The 18880-nt window shown below is 59.2% G+C and carries 15 protein-coding genes; 8 read left to right on the top strand and 7 right to left on the bottom strand.

Going from position 1 to position 18880, the window contains the following annotated elements:
• The first annotated feature begins 109 nt into the window (after window positions 1-109).
• Genes fhuA through fhuB form a run of 4 tightly spaced genes read left to right on the top strand, consistent with a single transcriptional unit; the run spans window position 110 to window position 6020 of the window.
• Window positions 110-2317 carry a ferrichrome porin FhuA gene (gene fhuA, locus AC6I8P_RS14980; protein WP_159377292.1) on the top strand — a complete coding sequence of 736 codons (2208 nt, stop codon included), beginning with the start codon at window positions 110-112 and terminating at the stop codon, window positions 2315-2317.
• A 44-nt stretch (window positions 2318-2361) separates the two neighbouring features.
• A complete protein-coding gene (fhuC, locus tag AC6I8P_RS14975) occupies window positions 2362-3156 on the top strand; it encodes a Fe3+-hydroxamate ABC transporter ATP-binding protein FhuC (RefSeq protein ID WP_021507505.1) in 795 nt (264 codons plus the stop codon).
• A gap of 9 nt (window positions 3157-3165) precedes the next feature.
• Window positions 3166-4044, top strand: a complete 879-nt coding sequence (fhuD, locus tag AC6I8P_RS14970) for a Fe(3+)-hydroxamate ABC transporter substrate-binding protein FhuD (RefSeq protein WP_498030702.1) — start codon at window positions 3166-3168, stop codon at window positions 4042-4044.
• Window positions 4044-6020, top strand: a complete 1977-nt coding sequence (fhuB, locus tag AC6I8P_RS14965; protein WP_498030701.1) for a Fe(3+)-hydroxamate ABC transporter permease FhuB — start codon at window positions 4044-4046, stop codon at window positions 6018-6020. The genes fhuD and fhuB overlap by 1 nt, the downstream gene beginning before the upstream one ends.
• 35 nt (window positions 6021-6055) lie before the next feature.
• Here the strand turns inward: fhuB and hemL are convergent, their stop codons facing one another.
• Window positions 6056-7336 (bottom strand): glutamate-1-semialdehyde 2,1-aminomutase, encoded by a 1281-nt coding sequence (gene hemL / locus AC6I8P_RS14960; protein ID WP_021507502.1) that lies wholly within the window; start codon window positions 7334-7336, stop codon window positions 6056-6058.
• Between the two features lie 221 nt (window positions 7337-7557).
• On the opposite strand from hemL, the gene erpA reads away from it, so the two are divergent.
• Entirely contained in the window at window positions 7558-7905 is a 348-nt protein-coding gene (gene erpA, locus AC6I8P_RS14955) for an iron-sulfur cluster insertion protein ErpA (RefSeq protein WP_021507501.1), read from the top strand.
• Between the two features lie 33 nt (window positions 7906-7938).
• Here the strand turns inward: erpA and AC6I8P_RS14950 are convergent, their stop codons facing one another.
• The 3 genes from AC6I8P_RS14950 to mtnN all read right to left on the bottom strand — a co-directional run bounded on the left by AC6I8P_RS14950 (window position 7939) and on the right by mtnN (window position 9794).
• Window positions 7939-8190 (bottom strand): hypothetical protein, encoded by a 252-nt coding sequence (locus tag AC6I8P_RS14950; protein WP_498030700.1) that lies wholly within the window; start codon window positions 8188-8190, stop codon window positions 7939-7941.
• Between the two features lie 106 nt (window positions 8191-8296).
• Window positions 8297-9103: a vitamin B12 ABC transporter substrate-binding protein BtuF gene (btuF, locus tag AC6I8P_RS14945; protein ID WP_498030699.1), complete on the bottom strand. Its 807-nt coding sequence runs from the start codon at window positions 9101-9103 to the stop codon at window positions 8297-8299.
• Window positions 9096-9794 (bottom strand): 5'-methylthioadenosine/S-adenosylhomocysteine nucleosidase, encoded by a 699-nt coding sequence (gene mtnN / locus AC6I8P_RS14940; protein ID WP_021507498.1) that lies wholly within the window; start codon window positions 9792-9794, stop codon window positions 9096-9098. The genes btuF and mtnN overlap by 8 nt, the downstream gene beginning before the upstream one ends.
• 98 nt (window positions 9795-9892) lie before the next feature.
• On the opposite strand from mtnN, the gene dgt reads away from it, so the two are divergent.
• The 3 genes from dgt (at window position 9893) to AC6I8P_RS14925 (ending at window position 14321) form a co-directional block, all read left to right on the top strand.
• Complete coding sequence (gene dgt, locus AC6I8P_RS14935; protein ID WP_498030698.1) at window positions 9893-11386, top strand: dGTPase; 1494 nt, start codon at window positions 9893-9895, stop codon at window positions 11384-11386.
• Between the two features lie 136 nt (window positions 11387-11522).
• Complete coding sequence (degP, locus tag AC6I8P_RS14930) at window positions 11523-12962, top strand: serine endoprotease DegP (protein ID WP_058759526.1); 1440 nt, start codon at window positions 11523-11525, stop codon at window positions 12960-12962.
• A 201-nt stretch (window positions 12963-13163) separates the two neighbouring features.
• A complete protein-coding gene (locus tag AC6I8P_RS14925) occupies window positions 13164-14321 on the top strand; it encodes a CdaR family transcriptional regulator (protein ID WP_021507495.1) in 1158 nt (385 codons plus the stop codon).
• A 38-nt stretch (window positions 14322-14359) separates the two neighbouring features.
• Here AC6I8P_RS14925 and AC6I8P_RS14920 read toward each other — a convergent pair whose 3' ends face one another.
• From AC6I8P_RS14920 to glnD, 3 genes are all read right to left on the bottom strand, one after another.
• Window positions 14360-14752 carry a DUF3461 family protein gene (locus AC6I8P_RS14920; protein ID WP_010616197.1) on the bottom strand — a complete coding sequence of 131 codons (393 nt, stop codon included), beginning with the start codon at window positions 14750-14752 and terminating at the stop codon, window positions 14360-14362.
• A 294-nt stretch (window positions 14753-15046) separates the two neighbouring features.
• On the bottom strand, window positions 15047-15871 hold the full coding sequence (gene dapD / locus AC6I8P_RS14915; protein ID WP_021507493.1) for a 2,3,4,5-tetrahydropyridine-2,6-dicarboxylate N-succinyltransferase: 825 nt from the start codon (window positions 15869-15871) through the stop codon (window positions 15047-15049).
• A 172-nt stretch (window positions 15872-16043) separates the two neighbouring features.
• Entirely contained in the window at window positions 16044-18698 is a 2655-nt protein-coding gene (gene glnD / locus AC6I8P_RS14910; protein WP_498027363.1) for a bifunctional uridylyltransferase/uridylyl-removing protein GlnD, read from the bottom strand.
• Window positions 18699-18880 lie beyond the last annotated feature (182 nt).

Here is an 18880-nt window from a genome sequence, read left to right as displayed (position 1 = left end):
CAGGCATTACATCTTGCGGTGCTTGCCGGGTTTCGCCTAAAATCCGTGCGTCTAATAATCATTCTCGTTTCCATTCGCCTGCATTGTTCTATTTTCATGAGATCCCACTATGAATGCGCGAAACACTTTTCCTTGTTCTCTGCGCGCGGTGACCACCCGTCGACCGCTCGCGTTATTGATTTCCCTGACTCTGGGCACACTCAGCATGCAGGCGCTGGCCGAAGATACCGTGGTAGTGACGGCTGATGGCGGCAGCGGCGTCGCGCAGGAGAGCGCATGGGGACCATCGCCGACCATCGCCGCTAAACACAGCGCGACCGGCACCAAAACCGATACGCCAATCGAGAAGAATCCGCAGTCGGTGTCGGTGGTGACGCAGGAAGAGATGTCAATGCATGCGGTGACCAGCGTCAAAGGTGCGTTCAATTACACGCCAGGCGTGCTGACCGGTAACCGCGGCAGCTCGGACGTTATCGACGCGCTGTCGATTCGCGGCTTCAGCGAAACCAACACCAACCAGTATCTGGATGGCCTGAAGCTACAGGGTGACAACTACTCCGAATTCGCTATCGATCCTTACTTCCTTGAGCGCGCGGAGCTGCTGCGCGGCCCGGTGTCGGTGCTGTACGGTAAGAGCAACCCGGGCGGTGTGGTGTCACTGGTGAGCAAGCGGCCGACCCAGGAGACGCTGCGTGAAGTCCAGTTCCAGATGGGCACCGACAACCTGTTCTCCACCGGCTTCGATTTTGGCGGCTCACTGGATGATGACGGTGTTTACAGCTATCGCCTGACCGGCCTGGCGCGCAGCGCCGATGCGCAACAGGAGATGAACAAAGAGAAGCGCTATACCCTTGCGCCTTCGTTCAGCTGGCGTCCCGATGCCAATACCCGCTTTGACCTGCTGACCTACTTCCAGAACGAACCGGAAACCGGCTATTACGGCTGGCTGCCGCGCGAAGGCACCGTGGTGGGCATCACCCGGCCGGACGGCAGCAGCTATAAGCTGCCCACCAATTTCGATGAAGGCGAAGACAGCAATAAGATCTCGCGCAACACCAAAATGGTTGGCTACAACTTTGAGCACAGCTTTAACGACACCTGGACGGTGCGCCAGAATCTGCGCTATGCCGAAATGCAGACCGATTATCGCAGTATTTATGGCTTCGGTTATGACCCTGAGAATCAACTGATTACCCGCAATGCCGCATTCTCAAAAGAAAAACTCAACCAGTTTGCCGTGGATACGCAAGCGCAGGCTAAATTCGCAACCGGTGATTTAGCCCATACGTTACTGCTGGGCGTCGATTTTCAGCGCACCCGTAACGATATTGATGGTCAGTTCGGCACCGCCACCGGCCTGAGTCCATTCAATCCGCAATATGGCAACGACAGCTACACCCCTTATGACGATCCTTATCAGCGTTTGAACCAGCAACGCCAGACCGGTCTGTACGCGCAGGATCAAATGGAGTGGAACCGCTGGGTGCTGACGCTCGGTGGCCGCTACGACTACGCGATGAATTCCGTTACCGACCGCGTAGCGCAGAGCGTAGATCGCCAGAACGATCAGGCCTTTACCTGGCGTGGAGGTGTTAACTATGTGTTCGATAATGGCATTGCACCTTATTTCAGTTACAGCGAAGCGTTTATTCCTAATGCTGGCGCAACATGGGGCGGCGAAGCGTTTGATCCGTCACGCGCTAAACAATATGAAGCGGGCGTAAAATACGTTCCCAAAGATCGTCCGATTGTCATGACGGCGGCGGTCTATCAGCTGACCAAAACGAAGAACCTGACGGCCGATCCCGATGCAAGCCATCAATTTGCCAGCGTGCAAAGCGGTGAAATTCGCTCACGCGGCGTCGAGCTGGAAGCCAAAGCGGCGCTTAACGCCAACATCAACCTGACGGCGGCTTACTCTTATACCGATGCGGAGTACACCGAAGACACCTTGCTGAAAGGCCGTACGCCGGTGCAGGTGCCGAAGCACATGGCTTCGCTGTGGGGCGATTACACCTTCCACGAAACCGCACTGTCGGGCTTCACCGTGGGCGCCGGAGTGCGCTACGTGGGTGAAAGCAAAGGCCTGTACGCCAGCGGCGCAAATGCCAACCAGAACTTTGACGTCGCCGCCTACACCACTGTAGATGCCGCACTGAAATACGATCTGGGCCGCTTCGGCTTGCCGGGCTCAACCGTCGGCGTCAACATCAACAACCTGTTCGATCGCGAATACGTTGCCAGCTGCTACCGCGACTACGCCTGCTACTGGGGCGCAGAGCGCCAGATCGTCGGTACCGCCACCTTCCGCTTCTGATACTGAACACAGGGCGCTGCGGCGCCCGTTAACCAGGGATTATCATGCAGCATCCGCACCACGCAGAAACCACCTTTTCACTGGAAAACGTCAGCTTCCGTGTGCCCGGCCGCACGCTGCTGCATCCGCTGTCGCTGACTTTCGCCCCGGGCAAAGTCACCGCGCTGATCGGGCATAACGGTTCCGGTAAATCCACGCTGCTGAAGATGCTCGGCCGTCACCACGCCGCCAGCGAAGGGCGCGTGATGCTCAACGGCGAGGCGGTTGATACCTGGAGCAGTAAAGCTTTTGCACGACAGGTGGCCTATCTGCCGCAGCAGTTGCCCGCGGCGGAGGGCATGACGGTGCGCGAGCTGGTGGCGATTGGGCGCTATCCGTGGCACGGTGCGCTGGGGCGCTACGGCCAGGAAGATCGCGATCGGGTTGACGAGGCGATTGCGCTGGTTGGACTGAAACCCTTCGCCGGGCGGCTGGTGGACAGCCTGTCCGGCGGCGAGCGGCAGCGTGCGTGGCTGGCAATGCTGGTGGCGCAGAACAGCCGCTGTCTGCTGCTGGATGAACCCACCTCGGCGCTGGATATCGCCCATCAGGTGGATGTGCTGGCGCTGATTCAGCGCCTCAGCCACGAACGCGGCCTGACGGTGATAGCGGTACTGCACGATCTCAACATGGCGGCTCGCTACTGTGACCAGCTGGTGGCGCTGCGCGCGGGCGAAGTGATCGCGCAAGGCGGACCGGAAGCGATTATGCAGGCCGGGGTGCTGGGTGATATTTATGGCATTCCGATGGGCATTCTGCCGCATCCGCAGGGCGGCGCGCCCGTCAGCTTTGTCTACTGAGGCCTCGTGATGTTCGACATTTCCCGTCGCCGTCTGCTGACCGTGCTGGCGCTCTCACCGCTGATGAACCTTGCACCGCTGCGCGCCGCGCCGCCGGACAACCAGCGCATCCTGGCGCTGGAGTGGCTGCCAGTGGAGTTGCTGATGGCGCTCGGCGTCGCCCCGCTCGGCGTAGCCGATCTGCACAACTACGCCATCTGGGTGGGTGACCCGGTGTTGCCGGCCGGCACCCTCGATCTCGGCTTACGCACCGAACCCAATCTGGAACTGATGACCCAGCTGGCACCGTCGCTGATCCTGCACTCCAACGGTTACGGCCCGGCGGTCGACAAGCTGGAGCGCATTGCGCCGACGATGGGCTTTGACCTCAACAGCGGCGATGGCAAACCGTTCACCACCGCGCGCACATCGCTGCATGCGCTGGGTGCCCGGCTTGGCCTTGAAGCGCAGGCTCAGGCCCATTTGCACTGGGTGGATGGTGAAGTGGCGGCCGCGCGTGAGCGGTTACGTCCGTGGGCGCAGCGTCCGCTGCTGCTGATGTCGCTGATGGATCCGCGTCACGCCATTACCTTCGGTAAAGGCAGCCTGTTCCTCGAAGTGATGGAGCAGCTTGGCCTGCGCAATGCCTGGCAGGGCGAAACCAACTTCTGGGGCAGTGCGGTGGTCGGGCTGGAGCGGCTGGCGGAGGTCGGTGACGTTGAGGTGATCTGCTTCGATCACGATAACGAACGCGATATGCAGCAGGTGACACAAAGCGCACTGTGGCAGGCGCTGCCGTTTGTCCATTCCGGCCGTTTCCGGCGGGTACCGGCGGTGTGGTACTACGGCGCCACTTACTCAGCCATCAAATTTATTCGCGTGCTGGAACGCGCGCTGGAGTCGCACTGATGCGCAACCGTCTGTTTCCCGTCGCGCTGCTCAGCGTGCTCAGTTTACTGGCGCTGGCGCTCACGTTTATCAACCTGCGCCAGGCGCTGCCGCTGGCGCAGTGGCAGCAGGCGATGTTCGCGCCGGATATCGATAACATCCGTCAGGTGGTGTTCCACTACAGCCTGCTGTCGCGGCTGGCGCTGGCGCTGCTGGTCGGGGCCGGACTTGGCCTCGCGGGCCTGCTGTTCCAGCAGGTGCTGCGCAATCCGCTGGCGGAGCCGACCACGCTGGGCGTCTCTTCCGGCGCGCAGCTTGGCCTGACCGTCGCCACCCTGTGGCAACTGCCGGGCGGGGAGCTGACGCAGCAGTTTGCCGCGATGGGCGGGGCGGTGCTGGTCGGCGTGCTGGTGTTTGGCATCGCCTGGGGCAAGCGTCTGTCGCCGGTGACGCTGATCCTGGCCGGTCTGGTACTGAGCCTGTATGCCGGCGCGGTTAATCAAATCTTTGCCATCTTCAATCACGATCAGCTGCAAAACATGTTTCTGTGGAGCACCGGCGCGCTGAACCAGCTCGACGGCCACAACGTGGCGCTGCTGTGGCCGCGCCTGCTGCTGGCGTTCGCACTGGCGCTGGCGCTGTTGCGTCCGCTGACGTTGATGGGGCTGGATGATGGCGTGGCAAGAAACCTCGGTCTGGCGCTGTCGGCAGCGCGCATTGCCGCGCTGGCGCTGGCGATTCTGCTCAGTGCGCAGCTGGTTAACGTCGCCGGCATCATCGGCTTTATTGGGCTGTTCGCGCCGCTGCTGGCGAAGATGCTGGGGGCGCGTCGTCTGCTGAGCCGCTTGCTGCTGGCGCCGCTGATTGGCGCACTGCTACTGTGGCTGGCCGATCAGTGCGTGCTGTGGCTGACCGCGCACTGGCGTGAAGTGTCAACCGGGACGGCTACTGCGCTGATTGGCGTGCCGATTCTGCTGTGGCTGCTGCCGCGTCTGCGCACAGGCTCGCTGCCGCCGGCGATGAATGCCGGCGACACAGTGCCGCAGGAGCGGCAGGCCGTGCTGCGCTGGTGCCTGGCGGGCGTGATGATTCTGGCGCTGTGCAGTCTGGCGGGCATTTCGTTTGGGCGCGACGCACACGGCTGGACGTGGGTCAGCGGCGACATGCTGCAACAGCTGCTGCCGTGGCGCGTGCCGCGCGTGCTGGCGGCGCTGGTAGTCGGCACGATGCTGGGCGTCGCCGGGGTGCTGATTCAGCGCCTGACCGGTAATCCGATGGCCAGTCCGGAAGTGCTGGGCATCAGCTCCGGGGCGGCCTGCGGGGTAGTGGTTATGCTGTTCTTTGTGCCCGGCAACGCGGTCGCCTGGCTGCTGCCGGCCGGCGTGCTGGGCGCCGCGCTGACGCTGCTGGTGATTATGCTGGTGGCCAGCCGCGGCGGTTTTGCACCGGAACGCATGCTGCTGGCCGGAATGGCGCTGAACAGTGCGTTCGTCACGTTACTGATGGTGTTGCTGGCGAGCGGCGATCCGCGCATGGCCGGGCTGCTGAGCTGGATTTCCGGTTCGACGTACAACATCTCAATGACACAGGCGCTGCAGAGTGCTGGCGTGGGCATGATACTGGTGGCGCTGGCACCGCTGGCCAGCCGCTGGCTGACGCTGCTGCCGCTCGGCAGTGCCACGGCGCGCTCAGCCGGCATGGCGCTAAACCGATCGCGCTTCAGCCTGCTGTTGCTGGCGGCTGCGCTGACCGCCACCGCGACGCTCACTATCGGTCCGCTGAGTTTTATTGGCCTGATGGCGCCACATATTGTGCGCATGCTCGGCTTCCGTCGCGCGCTGCCGCAATTGCTGATGGCTGGCCTGCTCGGTGGGTGCCTGCTGGTGTTCGCCGACTGGTGCGGCCGCATGCTGGCCTTCCCGGATCAAATCCCGGCAGGCCTGATGGCGACCTTCTTCGGCGCGCCGTATTTTATCTGGTTACTAAGGCGCGCTTAGTGAAGCGGGGCGCTATGAATGGCGCCCCGGCAGGTTTACAGCTGCGCGAAGCAGCGGCGGGCGGCATCGACGGTGCGCTGAATATCTTCCTGGCTGTGCGCCAGTGACATAAAGCCGGCCTCATAGGCCGATGGCGCGAGGTAAACACCTTCCTGCAGCATCAGATGGAAGAAACGCTTAAAGCGCTCCACATCGCACTTCGTCACGTCGGCGTAGCAGGTCACGCTGTCGGCGTCGGTGAAGAAAATACCGAACATGCCACCGACGTGGTTCACCACCAGCGGGATATTTTCCGCCTCCGCCGCCGCCAGCAGGCCAGCACACAGCTGGTCGGTGAGTGCGGTTAAGGTCGCATGGGTGCCAGGCTGCGCAATCTGCGACAGGCAGGCAAAACCGGCAGCCATGGCAATCGGGTTGCCGGACAGCGTACCCGCCTGATACACCGGGCCGGTGGGAGCCAGCGCGGCCATCACTTCGCGGCGGCCGCCAAAGGCACCAACCGGCATACCGCCGCCGATGATCTTGCCGAGACAGGTCAGATCTGGCGTAACGTCGTAATAAGCCTGGGCACCGCCCAGCGCCACGCGGAAGCCGGTCATCACTTCGTCGATAATCAGCAGCGCGCCAAACTCATCGCACAGCGCACGCAGGCCCGGCAGAAATTCCGGCTGCGGCGGGATGCAGTTCATGTTGCCTGCCACCGGTTCGACGATGATACAGGCGATCTCTTGCGGATACTGCTCAAACGCCGCGCGCACCGAGTCGAGATCGTTATAGGTGCAGGTCAGGGTATGACGGGCGAAATCCGCCGGCACGCCCGGCGAGTTGGGCTGGCCGAGGGTCAGCGCACCGGAACCGGCTTTCACCAGCAGGCAGTCAGCATGGCCGTGGTAGCAGCCCTCAAATTTGATGATTTTGTCACGCTGGGTGAAACCGCGCGCCAGGCGGATGGCGCTCATGGTGGCTTCAGTGCCGGAGTTAACCATACGCACCATATCCATGCTTGGCACCAGCTCGCACACCAGCTCGGCCATCTTCACTTCCATCTCGGTCGGCGCGCCAAAACTCAGGCCGCGCGCGGCGGCTTCGATCACCGCATTGCGAATGGTGGCGTTATTGTGGCCCAGCACCATCGGTCCCCAGGAGCCGACGTAATCGATATAGGCTTTGCCATCGGCATCATACAGATAGGCACCGTCGGCGCGTTCGATGAACAGCGGCACGCCGCCCACGCCGGTAAAGGCACGCACCGGGGAGTTCACGCCGCCCGGGATCAGGCGTTGTGCTTCGGCATACAGGTTTTCTGACTTACTCATGGTTCGGCTCCTGCTGTTCTGGAAAAAATCTGGCGCCATTCTACGGAAGAGCGGCCGGTGAAGAAAGGCGCGCGGCCGCTTGCGCCTGCGACATTGCTATACTTTATGCCATAACTGGCGGCACACAGTGTCAAGGGCGCTACTTGATTGCACTGGACGGCTGGCAGATAATAGCGAAATTGAGTTCGTTTTATGACCTGGACGTTTACCCGGAGTAAAAGATGAGTGACGACGTAGCCGCGCTGCCTCTGCAGTTCACCGATGCAGCAGCGAAAAAAGTAAAAAACCTGATTGCGGATGAAGAGAATCCGGCGCTGAAACTGCGCGTATATATCACCGGCGGGGGCTGTAGTGGCTTCCAGTATGGTTTTACTTTTGACGATCAAATGAATGACGGCGACATGACCATCGAGAAGCAGGGTGTGGCGCTGGTAGTTGACCCGATGAGCCTGCAGTATCTGGTGGGTGGATCGGTTGACTACACCGAAGGTCTGGAAGGTTCACGCTTTATCGTGACCAATCCCAACGCCAAAACCACCTGCGGCTGCGGCTCCTCTTTCAGCATCTGATGCTGGGCTGGCTGCCGTTCTGGCAGCCATGATTTACCACTCAATTGTCACTAAGCGAGCCGTTTCACGGCGCATCGCATCGCGGTTCAGTACGCTTTGTGTCACGCGCGGCTGCGCGCTGAAATGCCGGCCGCAGTCAACAGACGGCAGCGTCTGCTCACTCGGGCGTGAGATATCGCAGCGGGAGAAAATCGTTAGCGAGACGGCGATAGAGCCCGTGGTGGTTGCCGCACCGATCGGTGCAGCCACGGTCAGCCCTATGGCCAGCAGCAGCGCTCTGGTCATGGTGAAATCCTGGTGATGTCAAAAGTGCGCTACGCGCTAAAAGGGCACAGAGCATACGTGGCCGCTGTGCCTTGTTATTTGATTTTCGACATGAATCGTCGAATCTTTAGTCTGGTAATGCTTTATTTTTCGTCGGATGTAAAGCTTCGCACAATTGTTTTGCTGCCAGCAGCAGGCGCGGACCCGGCCGGCTCAGCCAGTCATCGTTAAGCGCAATCACCGGCACGTTAAGCTGCGGCTGCCAGAAGCGCGCGACGCTGGCGGCGCGGCTGGCATCACCGCCAGTGACAATCGCCTGCGGGTGCCGCATCAGCACCTGCTCCCGGCTCACCTGAGGCCAGCTTACGCTGCTGTCAGCAAAGATATTGCGACCGCCGCACAGGGTGATGACCTCATTCTGCAGCGTGCTGCGCGCGGCGGTAAACAGCGGCTGCTGGCCAAACTGCAGAAACAGCGGCACCGGCGTTTGCTGCTGATAGCGCTGACGCAGTGTCTGCAACTGCTGGTGTAACGCCTGCGCGGCCGCGGTGGCCCGCTGGGGCTGTGGGCTCCAGCGCTGCAGCGCCGCCAGCGCGTCAATCATCTGGTCGAGTGATTGCGGATCGATCCATTCCACATGGATGCCCAGACGCTGCAGCTGCTCCACCTGGCGCAGCGGATTGCCGCCGCGCCAGGCCAGTACCACATCCGGTCTGAGCTGCACAATGCGTTCAACGCGAATGCCCTGCCAGTTTGCCACCTGCTCCAGCTGGCGAGCAGCGGCGGGATAGTCTGACCACGCGCTCACCGCCACCGGCGTGATGCCGGCGGCAAACGCCAGTTCGGTGAGATGCGGCGACAGGGTAATGACGCGCGGTGCGGCCAGCAGACTGCGGCACAGCAGCCACAGCCCGAGCAGCAGATATTTAGCCACGCGCCAGCTGAGCCAGCAGGTTTTCCACCATCAGCGACGACTGTTTAGCCGCCACGCTGAGGAACTCTTCGAAACTCAGATGCGACGCTTTATCGGCCACGTCAGAAATAGCGCGAACCACCACGAACGGCACCTTAAACTGATGGCAAACGTGACCAATCGCCGTGGCTTCCATCTCTACCGCAATCGCCTGCGGGAAGGTGCTGCGGATACGCTCCAGCGGCGCGGCGCCATTAATAAAGGCGTCACCGCTGACCACCAGACCGCGCACCGCGTTGAGATCCAGCTGTTTGATCACCTGCTCTGCGGCGGCAATCAGCGCGCTGTCCGCGACAAACGCCGCCGGGCAGCCCGCCATCTGACCAGGCTCATAGCCAAAAGCGGTGACATCGGCATCGTGATAACGCACTTCATCGGACACCACGATATCGCCCACCTGCAGGGTTGGTGCCAGACCGCCTGCGGAACCGGTGTTGATCACCAGATCTGGTTTGCACAGCTCCAGCAGCAGCGTGGTACCCAGCGCCGCCGCGGTTTTGCCGATGCCCGATTTCAGCAGAGCCACCTCAACGCCGTTGAGCGTACCGGTGTAAATTTCGCAGCCGGCCAGCGTCAGCGTCTGACGGTTTTCAATTTTGTCACGCAGCAGTGTGACTTCCTGCTCCATCGCGCCAATAATGCCTGCTTTCATAAAGAATCTCGCTGTAGTTATGGATGTATAAGGCTAAAGTGAGGCATAGTCTAACATGGCTCAATGGGGATCAATTCAGGAAAAAATAAGGGGTAACAATGGCGACGATCAATTTCAGGAAGAAGATCAGTTTCACCCGCCCTTATACCAGCCGCAAAGATCCCGAAGGCGAATACCTTATTACCCGCCACTTTGAAAGCGATCGTGGACGCATTATTAATTCTGCCGCGATTCGCCGTCTGCAACAAAAAACCCAGGTGTTTCCGCTGGAGCGGAATGCGGCCGTGCGCTCGCGCCTGACCCATTCGCTTGAGGTGCAGCAAACCGGACGTTACATCACCAAAGAGATTCTGCATACGCTGAAAACCCAGGGCGGCGGGCTGGCAGCATACGGCCTCGATGGCTTTGAGGGCGCGGTCGAGAGCCTGGTGGAGATGGCCTGCCTGCTGCACGACGTCGGCAACCCGCCGTTTGGCCATTTTGGTGAAGCGGCGATCAATGACTGGTTTGATGACAACCTGCCGGCCGAACTGGTGGATCCGCTGGTGGCGGGCGTGGCGGATGACGCGCAGCGTGCCGATTTCGACCGGTTAAATGCAATGATTCGTCAGGATTTGTGCCATTTCGAAGGGAATGCGCAGGCCATTCGGCTGGTGCATACCCTGCTGCAGCTAAATCTTAGCTATGCGCAGGTAGCGTGTATTTTAAAATACACCGCGCCGGCGTGGTGGCAGGGCGATAAGCCGGCGGAGTTCAGCGTGTTAATGAAAAAGCCGGGTTTCTATTTATCCGAACGTGAATATGTGGCCGATCTTCGCGCGGCAACGGATATACCTGAGCACCACCGTTATCCGCTGACCTGGATAATGGAAGCGGCTGACGATATCTCCTATTGTATTGCCGACCTTGATGACGCCGTAGAAAAAGATATCTTCACCGTCGATACGCTCTATCATTCTTTGCTCAACGCCTGGGGCCCGGTGAAACCCGGCGACGCGTTCAGCCGCACCATTAATGAAGCGTGGAAAGAGGCCAATCAGAAAAAGCGCCGCAGTATTAGCGATCAATTTTTCATGTCGCTGCGGGTCAACGTCCAGAGTGTACTGGTCAGCCATGCGGTGCGCCGCTTTGTTGATAATTTACCTGCCATTTTTGCCGGCAACTTTAACCATGCGCTGCTGGAAGACGACGGTGATGAAGGGCGCCTGTTAAAATTATTTAAAACCGTGGCGCGCCAGCAGGTGTTTAATCACCCTGAAGTTGAGCAGCTGGAATTACAGGGTTATCGGGTCATTAAAGGATTACTGGAAATTTATCAGTCGCTGATGCAGCTCGATTATGAACAGTTTACCACGTTAATGAATGAGGATTTTCTCGCGAAACATCCGATCGAAACCCGACTGTTTCATAAACTTTCCGGTAAACATCGTAAAGCTTATCAGCAACAGATGCGTAACCTGGTGGTGCAGCATAAATATCAGCAATTGTTATGGGAACGTTATTATCGCTCGCGGCTGATTCAGGACTATATCAGCGGGATGACGGACAATTACGCCTGGGATGAGTATCGTCGGTTGATGGCGGTGGAATAAGCGCAGTTTTGTAAAGACGAAGAATAAATTTTTACCTTTGCCCAATACTTTATCAGGAACTTCGCGCTAAAAACTTAATCTCATCATCACGACCACAGCAATGGTCTGCACGTTAATTTCAGAGAGACACAGACGAATGAAAAAAAGCACATTAATGTTAAGTGCGCTGGCGCTTAGTCTGGGCATGGCGTTAAGCCCTGTCAGTGTTTTCGCGGCGGAGACAGCGTCTTCCTCCAGTCAGCAACTGCCCAGCCTGGCACCCATGCTGGAAAAAGTGATGCCTTCCGTGGTCAGTATCAGCGTGGAAGGCAGTACCACGGTGAAAACCCCGCGCATGCCGCAGCAGTTCCAGCAATTCTTTGGCGATAATTCCCCGTTCTGTCAGGACGGATCGCCGTTCCAGGGTTCACCCATGTGCCAGGGCGGCGGCGGTGACGGTAGCGACGATGGCGCCAACGCGCAGAAGCAGCAGTTCCGCGCGCTGGGTTCTGGGGTAATCATCAACGCCGACAAAGGCTATGTGGTTACCAACAACCACGTGGTAGATAACGCCACCAAAATTCAGGTACAGCTGAGCGATGGCCGTCGCTACGATGCTAAGGTCATCGGCAAAGATCCGCAGTCTGACATCGCGCTGATCCAGCTGCAGGATGCGAAAAACCTGACGGCAATTAAGATCGCAGACTCCGACAATCTGCGCGTCGGTGATTACACCGTGGCCATCGGTAACCCGTACGGCCTGGGCGAAACGGTCACGTCCGGCATCGTCTCAGCGCTGGGGCGCAGCGGCCTTAACGTCGAAAATTACGAAAACTTTATCCAGACCGATGCCGCCATCAACCGCGGCAACTCCGGCGGTGCGCTGGTTAACCTGAACGGCGAGCTGATCGGTATTAACACCGCGATCCTCGCACCGGACGGCGGCAACATCGGTATCGGCTTTGCCATCCCGAGTTCCATGGTGAAAAACCTGACCGCGCAGATGGTGGAGTATGGCCAGGTGAAACGCGGCGAGCTGGGCATTATGGGCACCGAGCTCAACTCCGAGCTGGCTAAAGCGATGAAAGTGGATGCGCAGCGTGGCGCCTTTGTCAGCCAGGTGCTGCCAAACTCCGCGGCGGCGAAAGCCGGTGTGAAAGCGGGCGATGTGGTGGTTTCCATGAACGGTAAAGCGCTGACCAGCTTTGCGGCGCTGCGTGCAGAAGTCGGCTCGCTGCCGGTCGGCACCAAACTGCAGCTGGGTCTGCTGCGCGATGGCAAACCGCTCAACGTGACGGTTGAGCTGCAGCAGAGCTCACAGGATAAAGTGCAGTCCGCGACGATTTACACCGGCATTGAAGGCGCCGATCTCAGCAACGTCGACAGCAACGGCCAGAAGGGCGTGCGCGTTGACAGCGTGAAAGCCGGCAGCGCTGCGGCACGTATCGGCCTGAAGAAAGGCGATGTGATCCTCGGTGTGAACCAGCAGGCGGTAAGCAACCTTGGCGAGTTGCGTAAAATCCTCGACACCAAACCGTCGGTGCTGGCGCTCAACGTCAAGCGCGGCGACAGCAGCCTCTATCTGCTGATGCAGTAATCCTTTTATTGGTCTCTCAGGCGAGCTTCGGCTCGCCTTTTTTATTGCCTGTATGCTGCTGCGTCCTCAGTCATCTGTGCCTTCCCAGTGTGACCGCTGCCGCAATTCCGGTAATCACCCTGCGGCTATGTGCAGTTGCACAATGCCAGGGGCAATCGGGATGCGTATTCTGTCGGTTCGTCCCGAATTCTGGAGTGTTTGATGGCCACCTATCATCTTGATGCGCGACTGGCTCAGGATATCGTTGCCCGCACCATGAAAATTATCGATAGCAATGTCAATGTGATGGATGCGCGCGGCCGCATTATTGGCAGTGGCGATCGCGAGCGTATTGGCGAATTGCACGAGGGCGCGCTGCTGGTGCTGTCACAGGGCAGGGTGGTTGATATTGACGAAGCGGTGGCTAAACACCTGCACGGCGTGCGGCCGGGCATCAATTTGCCGCTGCGCATTGACGGCGACATCGTCGGCGTGATTGGCCTCACCGGCCAGCCCAGCACGCTACGCCACTACGGCGAGCTGGTGTGCATGACGGCAGAGATGATGCTGGAACAGGCGCGCCTGCTGCATATGCTGGCGCAGGACAGCCGCCTGCGTGAGGAGCTGGTGCTGAACCTGATCCGCAGCGATACGCTGTCGCCAGCGCTGAACGAATGGGCGCAGCGACTGGGCATCGATCTCAATCAGCCGCGTGTGGTGGCGGTGGTGGAAGTGGACAGCGGACAGCTGGGGGTCGACAGCGCAATGTCGGAACTGCAGCAATTACAGACGCTGCTGACCACGCCCGATCGCGATAACCTGATCGCCATTGTTTCGCTCACCGAAATGGTGGTGCTGAAGCCAGCGCTGAATGCCCATGGCCGTTACGATCAGGACGATCATCGCCGCCGCGTCGATCAACTGCTGCAGCGCATGAAAGAGAGCGGTCAGGTGCGGATGCGTATCGCGCTCGGCAATTTCTTTACCGGGCCCGGCAGCATTGCGCGCTCTTACCGCACCGCCCGCACCACCATGATGGTGGGCAAACAGCGCATGCCGCAGCAGCGGAGCTTCTTCTATCAGGATCTGGTGCTGCCAGTGCTGCTGGATAGCCTGCGCGGCGGCTGGCAGGCCAGCGAGCTGGCACGTCCGCTGGCAAAGCTGAAGAGTATGGACAATAACGGTTTGCTGCGGCGGACGCTGGTTGCGTGGTTCAGCCACAACGTGCAGCCGAGCGCCACGGCGCGCGCGCTGTTTATTCATCGCAATACGCTGGAGTACCGCCTGAACCGCATCTCGGAACTGACCGGCCTTAACCTGGCGAACTTTGACGATCGGCTGCTGCTGTATGTGGCGCTGCAGCTTGATGAGCAGGCATAAAAAAGGCCAGCAGCGGCTGGCCTGAGAAGCGGCGGGAATTAGCGACCGTTGCGGGTCAGCTGATCGAGATCGGATTCGATTTCCGCGATTTTGTTCGACACCACGTTCTCCAGATGGCGCAGATCGGCGAGGATTTTGCGCTTCAGATCCACCTCTACCTGATCGCGCTGGCAGATCTGATCCAGTTCGTCGATCACGTAGCGCAGGTTAGGGCTGATTTCCTGAATCTCTTTATAACCCTGGGTGGTGTGATCGGCCACCACGGTTTTGCGCTGACGCGGGTATTTAAACTTCACGCTTTTGGCGAAGAACTCGCCCTTGTCTTTACGGAAGTAGATTTTCAGGATGTCGTTGTTGGCTTCCTGACGCAGGCTGTAGCGGTCAATGTCTTCAGGATTGCTGATACCTAAGCTTTTCAGGTTGTCGTACATAGCGTTTATATTCCATCTGAGAGTGAGTGAGCGCGCAGGATTATCATCATCATTCGGCTGCGTAATAAGCGCAACGAACCGAACGCTTACGGCATACTTAATCAACTGTAGACACAAAAACCGGGATGAACAGTGCGCGACCGGAGTTAACTGGCGCGGATTATGACCTGTTTGAAAAACAAACGCACCTGTTAATTCGCGGCGCGAAACAGGTAATAGCGGTAGAAGTGTAAAGAAAAAATGACGGGCCTGAATACAGGCCCGTGGCTATAAAAATAAGCGGGAAGAAAAAACTTAATCGATGGTACGCAGCAGTTCGTTGATGCCGGTTTTTGCCAGCGTTTTCGCGTCAACTTTCTTCACGATCACCGCACAGTACAGGCTGTAGCTGCCATCTTTAGACGGCAGGTTACCGGAAACCACCACCGAACCCGCCGGTACGCGACCGTAGTGCACTTCACCGGTTTCGCGGTCATAAATTTTGGTGCTCTGGCCGATGTAAACGCCCATGGAGATCACCGAGCCTTCTTCGACGATCACGCCTTCAACGATCTCAGAACGGGCACCGATAAAGCAGTTATCTTCGATGATGGTTGGATTGGCCTGCAGCGGTTCCAGTACGCCGCCGATGCCGACGCCGCCGGACAGATGCACGTTTTTACCAATCTGCGCACAGGAGCCGACGGTGGCCCAGGTATCAACCATGGTGCCTTCATCGACATACGCACCGATGTTGACATAGGACGGCATCAGCACGGTGTTGCGCGCGATGAATGCACCCTGACGCACTGCGGCCGGTGGCACGACGCGGAAGCCGGCGCTTTTAAAGCGCGCTTCATCCCAGCCGGCAAATTTCATCGGCACTTTGTCGTAGAAGCGGGTTTCTGCCCCGTCGATCACCTGGTTGTCGTTGATACGGAACGACAGCAGTACCGCTTTTTTCAGCCACTGATGCGTTACCCATTCGCCGTTGATCTTTTCTGACACGCGCAGTTCACCGCTGTCCAGCAGGCCAATCACCTGGTTGATCGCTTCACGGGTGGCGCTGTCTACGCTGGTCGGCGTAATGTCGGCGCGGCGTTCAAAGGCAGATTCGATAACGCTCTGTAACTGTTGCATATTTAATTCCTGAGTCTGTCATTGCGGATGCACGCCAGCTGGCGTGCAGAGTAAAATTATCGGGCAAACATCCTTCATGCTGCAGAACGGTGGCGCGCCTATCCGAGCGAGATCCACGGATGGGCCGTGTCACCAGGCCAATGCATCGGCAACGTGAAGAATGGAAGCCGGGTCACATTTTATCGTTTGGATTAAGTACCTCTGTCAACCGTTGTTGCAGCACGGAACGCATTTCGGCATCCAGCGCACGTCGTTCGCTGTTGGCAAGGATGAACAAATCCTCCACCCGTTCGCCGATGGTACTGATGCGGGCGCCGTGCAGCGAAACACCGAGGTCAGCAAACACTTCGCCGACGCGCGCCAGCAAACCGGGCTGGTCCAGCGCCACCAGCTCCAGATAGCTGCGGCGGTCGGTATGGGTGGGCAAAAAGTTGACTTCGGTATCGACGCTGAAGTGTTTCAGACGTGACGACGGCCGGCGCGTACGCGGTGGCACCCACTGCGTTTGCGTGATCGCCTGCTCCAGCGCCTGAATAATCAGCGGATGGCGATCTGCTGCCAGCGGACTGCCGTCCGGCTCCAGCACAATAAAGGTGTCCATGGCCATGCCGTCGCGGCTGGTAAAGATCTGCGCATCGTGCACGCTCAGATTACGGCGATCGAGCTCTCCGGCTACGGCGGCAAACAGGTAAGGGCGATCCGGGCTCCAGATGAAGATCTCGGTGCCGCCGCGCGTGGCCTGCGGGCTTACCAGCACCAGCGGTTTGCTGAGGTCATGATTGATCAGATGCCGCGCGTGCCACGCCAGCTGGTTGGGCGTATGGCGCAGGAAGTAGTCGGCGCGGCAGCGGCTCCAGATATGGTGCAGGCGCTCTTCGTTGAGATTTTCCATGCGCAGCAGCGCCAGTGCCTGCAGCCGGTGATGACGCACGCGCTCGCGCAGATCCGGGCTGTTCTCCATACCGCGTCGCAGCTGTTTTTCGGTGGCGAAGAACAGTTCACGTAGCAGGCTCTGTTTCCAGCTGTTCCACAGGCTTTCATTGGTAGCGCAGATGTCGGCAACTGTCAGGCAGGCCAGATAGCGCAGCCGGTTTTCATTTTGCATCACTTCAGCAAACTGCTGAATCACCGTGGGATCCTGAATGTCGCGACGCTGAGCAGTCACCGACATCAGCAGGTGATGACGCACCAGCCACGCCACCAGCTGCATTTCGCGCGAATTGAGGCCATGCAGCTCAGCAAAGTCCAGCGCATCCTGCGCGCCGAGAATCGAGTGGTCACCACCGCGCCCTTTGGCGATATCGTGCAGCAGCGCGGCCATCAGCAGCAGCTCCGGCTGCGGCAGACGCGGCCACAGCTCGACGCACAGCGGGTGCATCGGGCGCGTGGCTTCGTCGGCAAAACTTTCCAGCTTCTGCAACACGCGGATGGTGTGCTCATCCACGGTGTAGGCGTGAAACAGGTCGAACTGCATCTGGCCGACAATGTTGCCCCACAGCGGCGTATAGGCCCACAGTACGCTGTGGCGATGCATCGGCAGCAGCGCGCGCTTTACCGCGCCTGGATGGCGCAGAATCGCCATAAAGGTGCGGCGCGCTTCGGGGATCTGACACAGCGGCTGTTGCAGATGACGGCGGGCGTAGCGCAGCTGGCGCAGCGTGGTGGAATAGATGCCGGTGATGGTTTCGTTACGCACCATCACGTAAAACATGCGCAGAATCGCCTGCGGCTCGCGCTCAAACAGCGTGGGATCGCGCAGGTCGATCAGATTACCGCGCAGCTGAAAATCCTCATCGATGCTGCGCGGCTTCTCGGTGGTCGACAGCGCCAGAATGGCTTCGTCAAACAGCTGCAGCAGCATCTGGTTCAGCTCGCCGATACGGCGCGTGACGCGATAGAAATCCTTCATCATGCGCTCAACCGGCTCATTGCCTTCGCCGCCATAGTTGAGGCGCTGTGCCACGTTGAGCTGGCGATCGAACAGTAAGCGGTTATCGTAGCGCGGCAGCGTCAGGTGCAGCGCGAAACGGATGCGCCAGAGAAATTCCTGGCACTCATTGATCTCATTGCGCTCTGCTTCAGTGAGAAAGCCAAAACCGACCATCTCATCCATGGTGGTGGCGCCAAAGTGGCGGCGCGCGACCCACTGCAGAGTATGAATGTCGCGCAGCCCGCCCGGGCTGCTTTTGATATCCGGTTCGAGGTTGTAGCTGGTGCCGTGATAACGCTGATGGCGTTCCAGCTGCTCCTCAATTTTGGCGGCGAAGAAGCATGACGACGGCCAGAAACCGTCGCTGAAGATATTCTTTTGCAGTTCGAGAAACAGCGCCACGTCGCCGGTCAGCATGCGAGACTCAATCAGGTTGGTGGCGACGGTGAGATCCGACAAGCCCTCCAGCAGACACTCTTCCAGCGTGCGTACGCTGTGGCCGACCTCCAGCTTGAGATCCCACATCAGCGTCAGTAATTCTGAGGTGCGCTGCGCGGCAGCTTCGTCCAGTGGCTGGCGGCTCAGGATCAGCACGTCGATGTCCGACAGCGGATGCAGCTCGCCGCGGCCATAGCCGCCCACCGCCACCAGCGCGATCTCTTTCATCTGGTCAAAGCCAAACAGCCGCCACAGCCGGCGCAGCAGGCGATCGATAAACAGCGTGCGCGCATCAATCAGCGATTCGATATCGCTGCCGGCGTCAAAAGCGCTGCCCAGATGCTGCTGGAACTGTTCAAGATACTGTTTGAGTTTGTCGCGCGTCAGCGCGTCGTCTGGCCAGCTGGCGGGGGAATCGGTCAGGCCTTTGTGTACTGCTTCGGTCACGCTACCACTCATCAACATGCCTCTTCTGCGCCATAAAAAGCGGGCTTAACGCCGTGATGCCGTTCAGTTAGCCTCCGTCCGTGACATCACCGTAGTAGCGGCGCGGGTTAACGCGCAACTGATGGCGCCGCTACGGGAGGTGCAGGGATGGTGAACCTAAACTGACAGGCGTTCGTTTTGAGCCGGCCTGTTAT

It is taken from the genome of gamma proteobacterium symbiont of Lampromicra miyakona, assembly GCF_059730895.1.
Note: the sequence above shows the minus strand (reverse complement) of the source record. Positions and strands in the feature narration are given on the sequence as shown.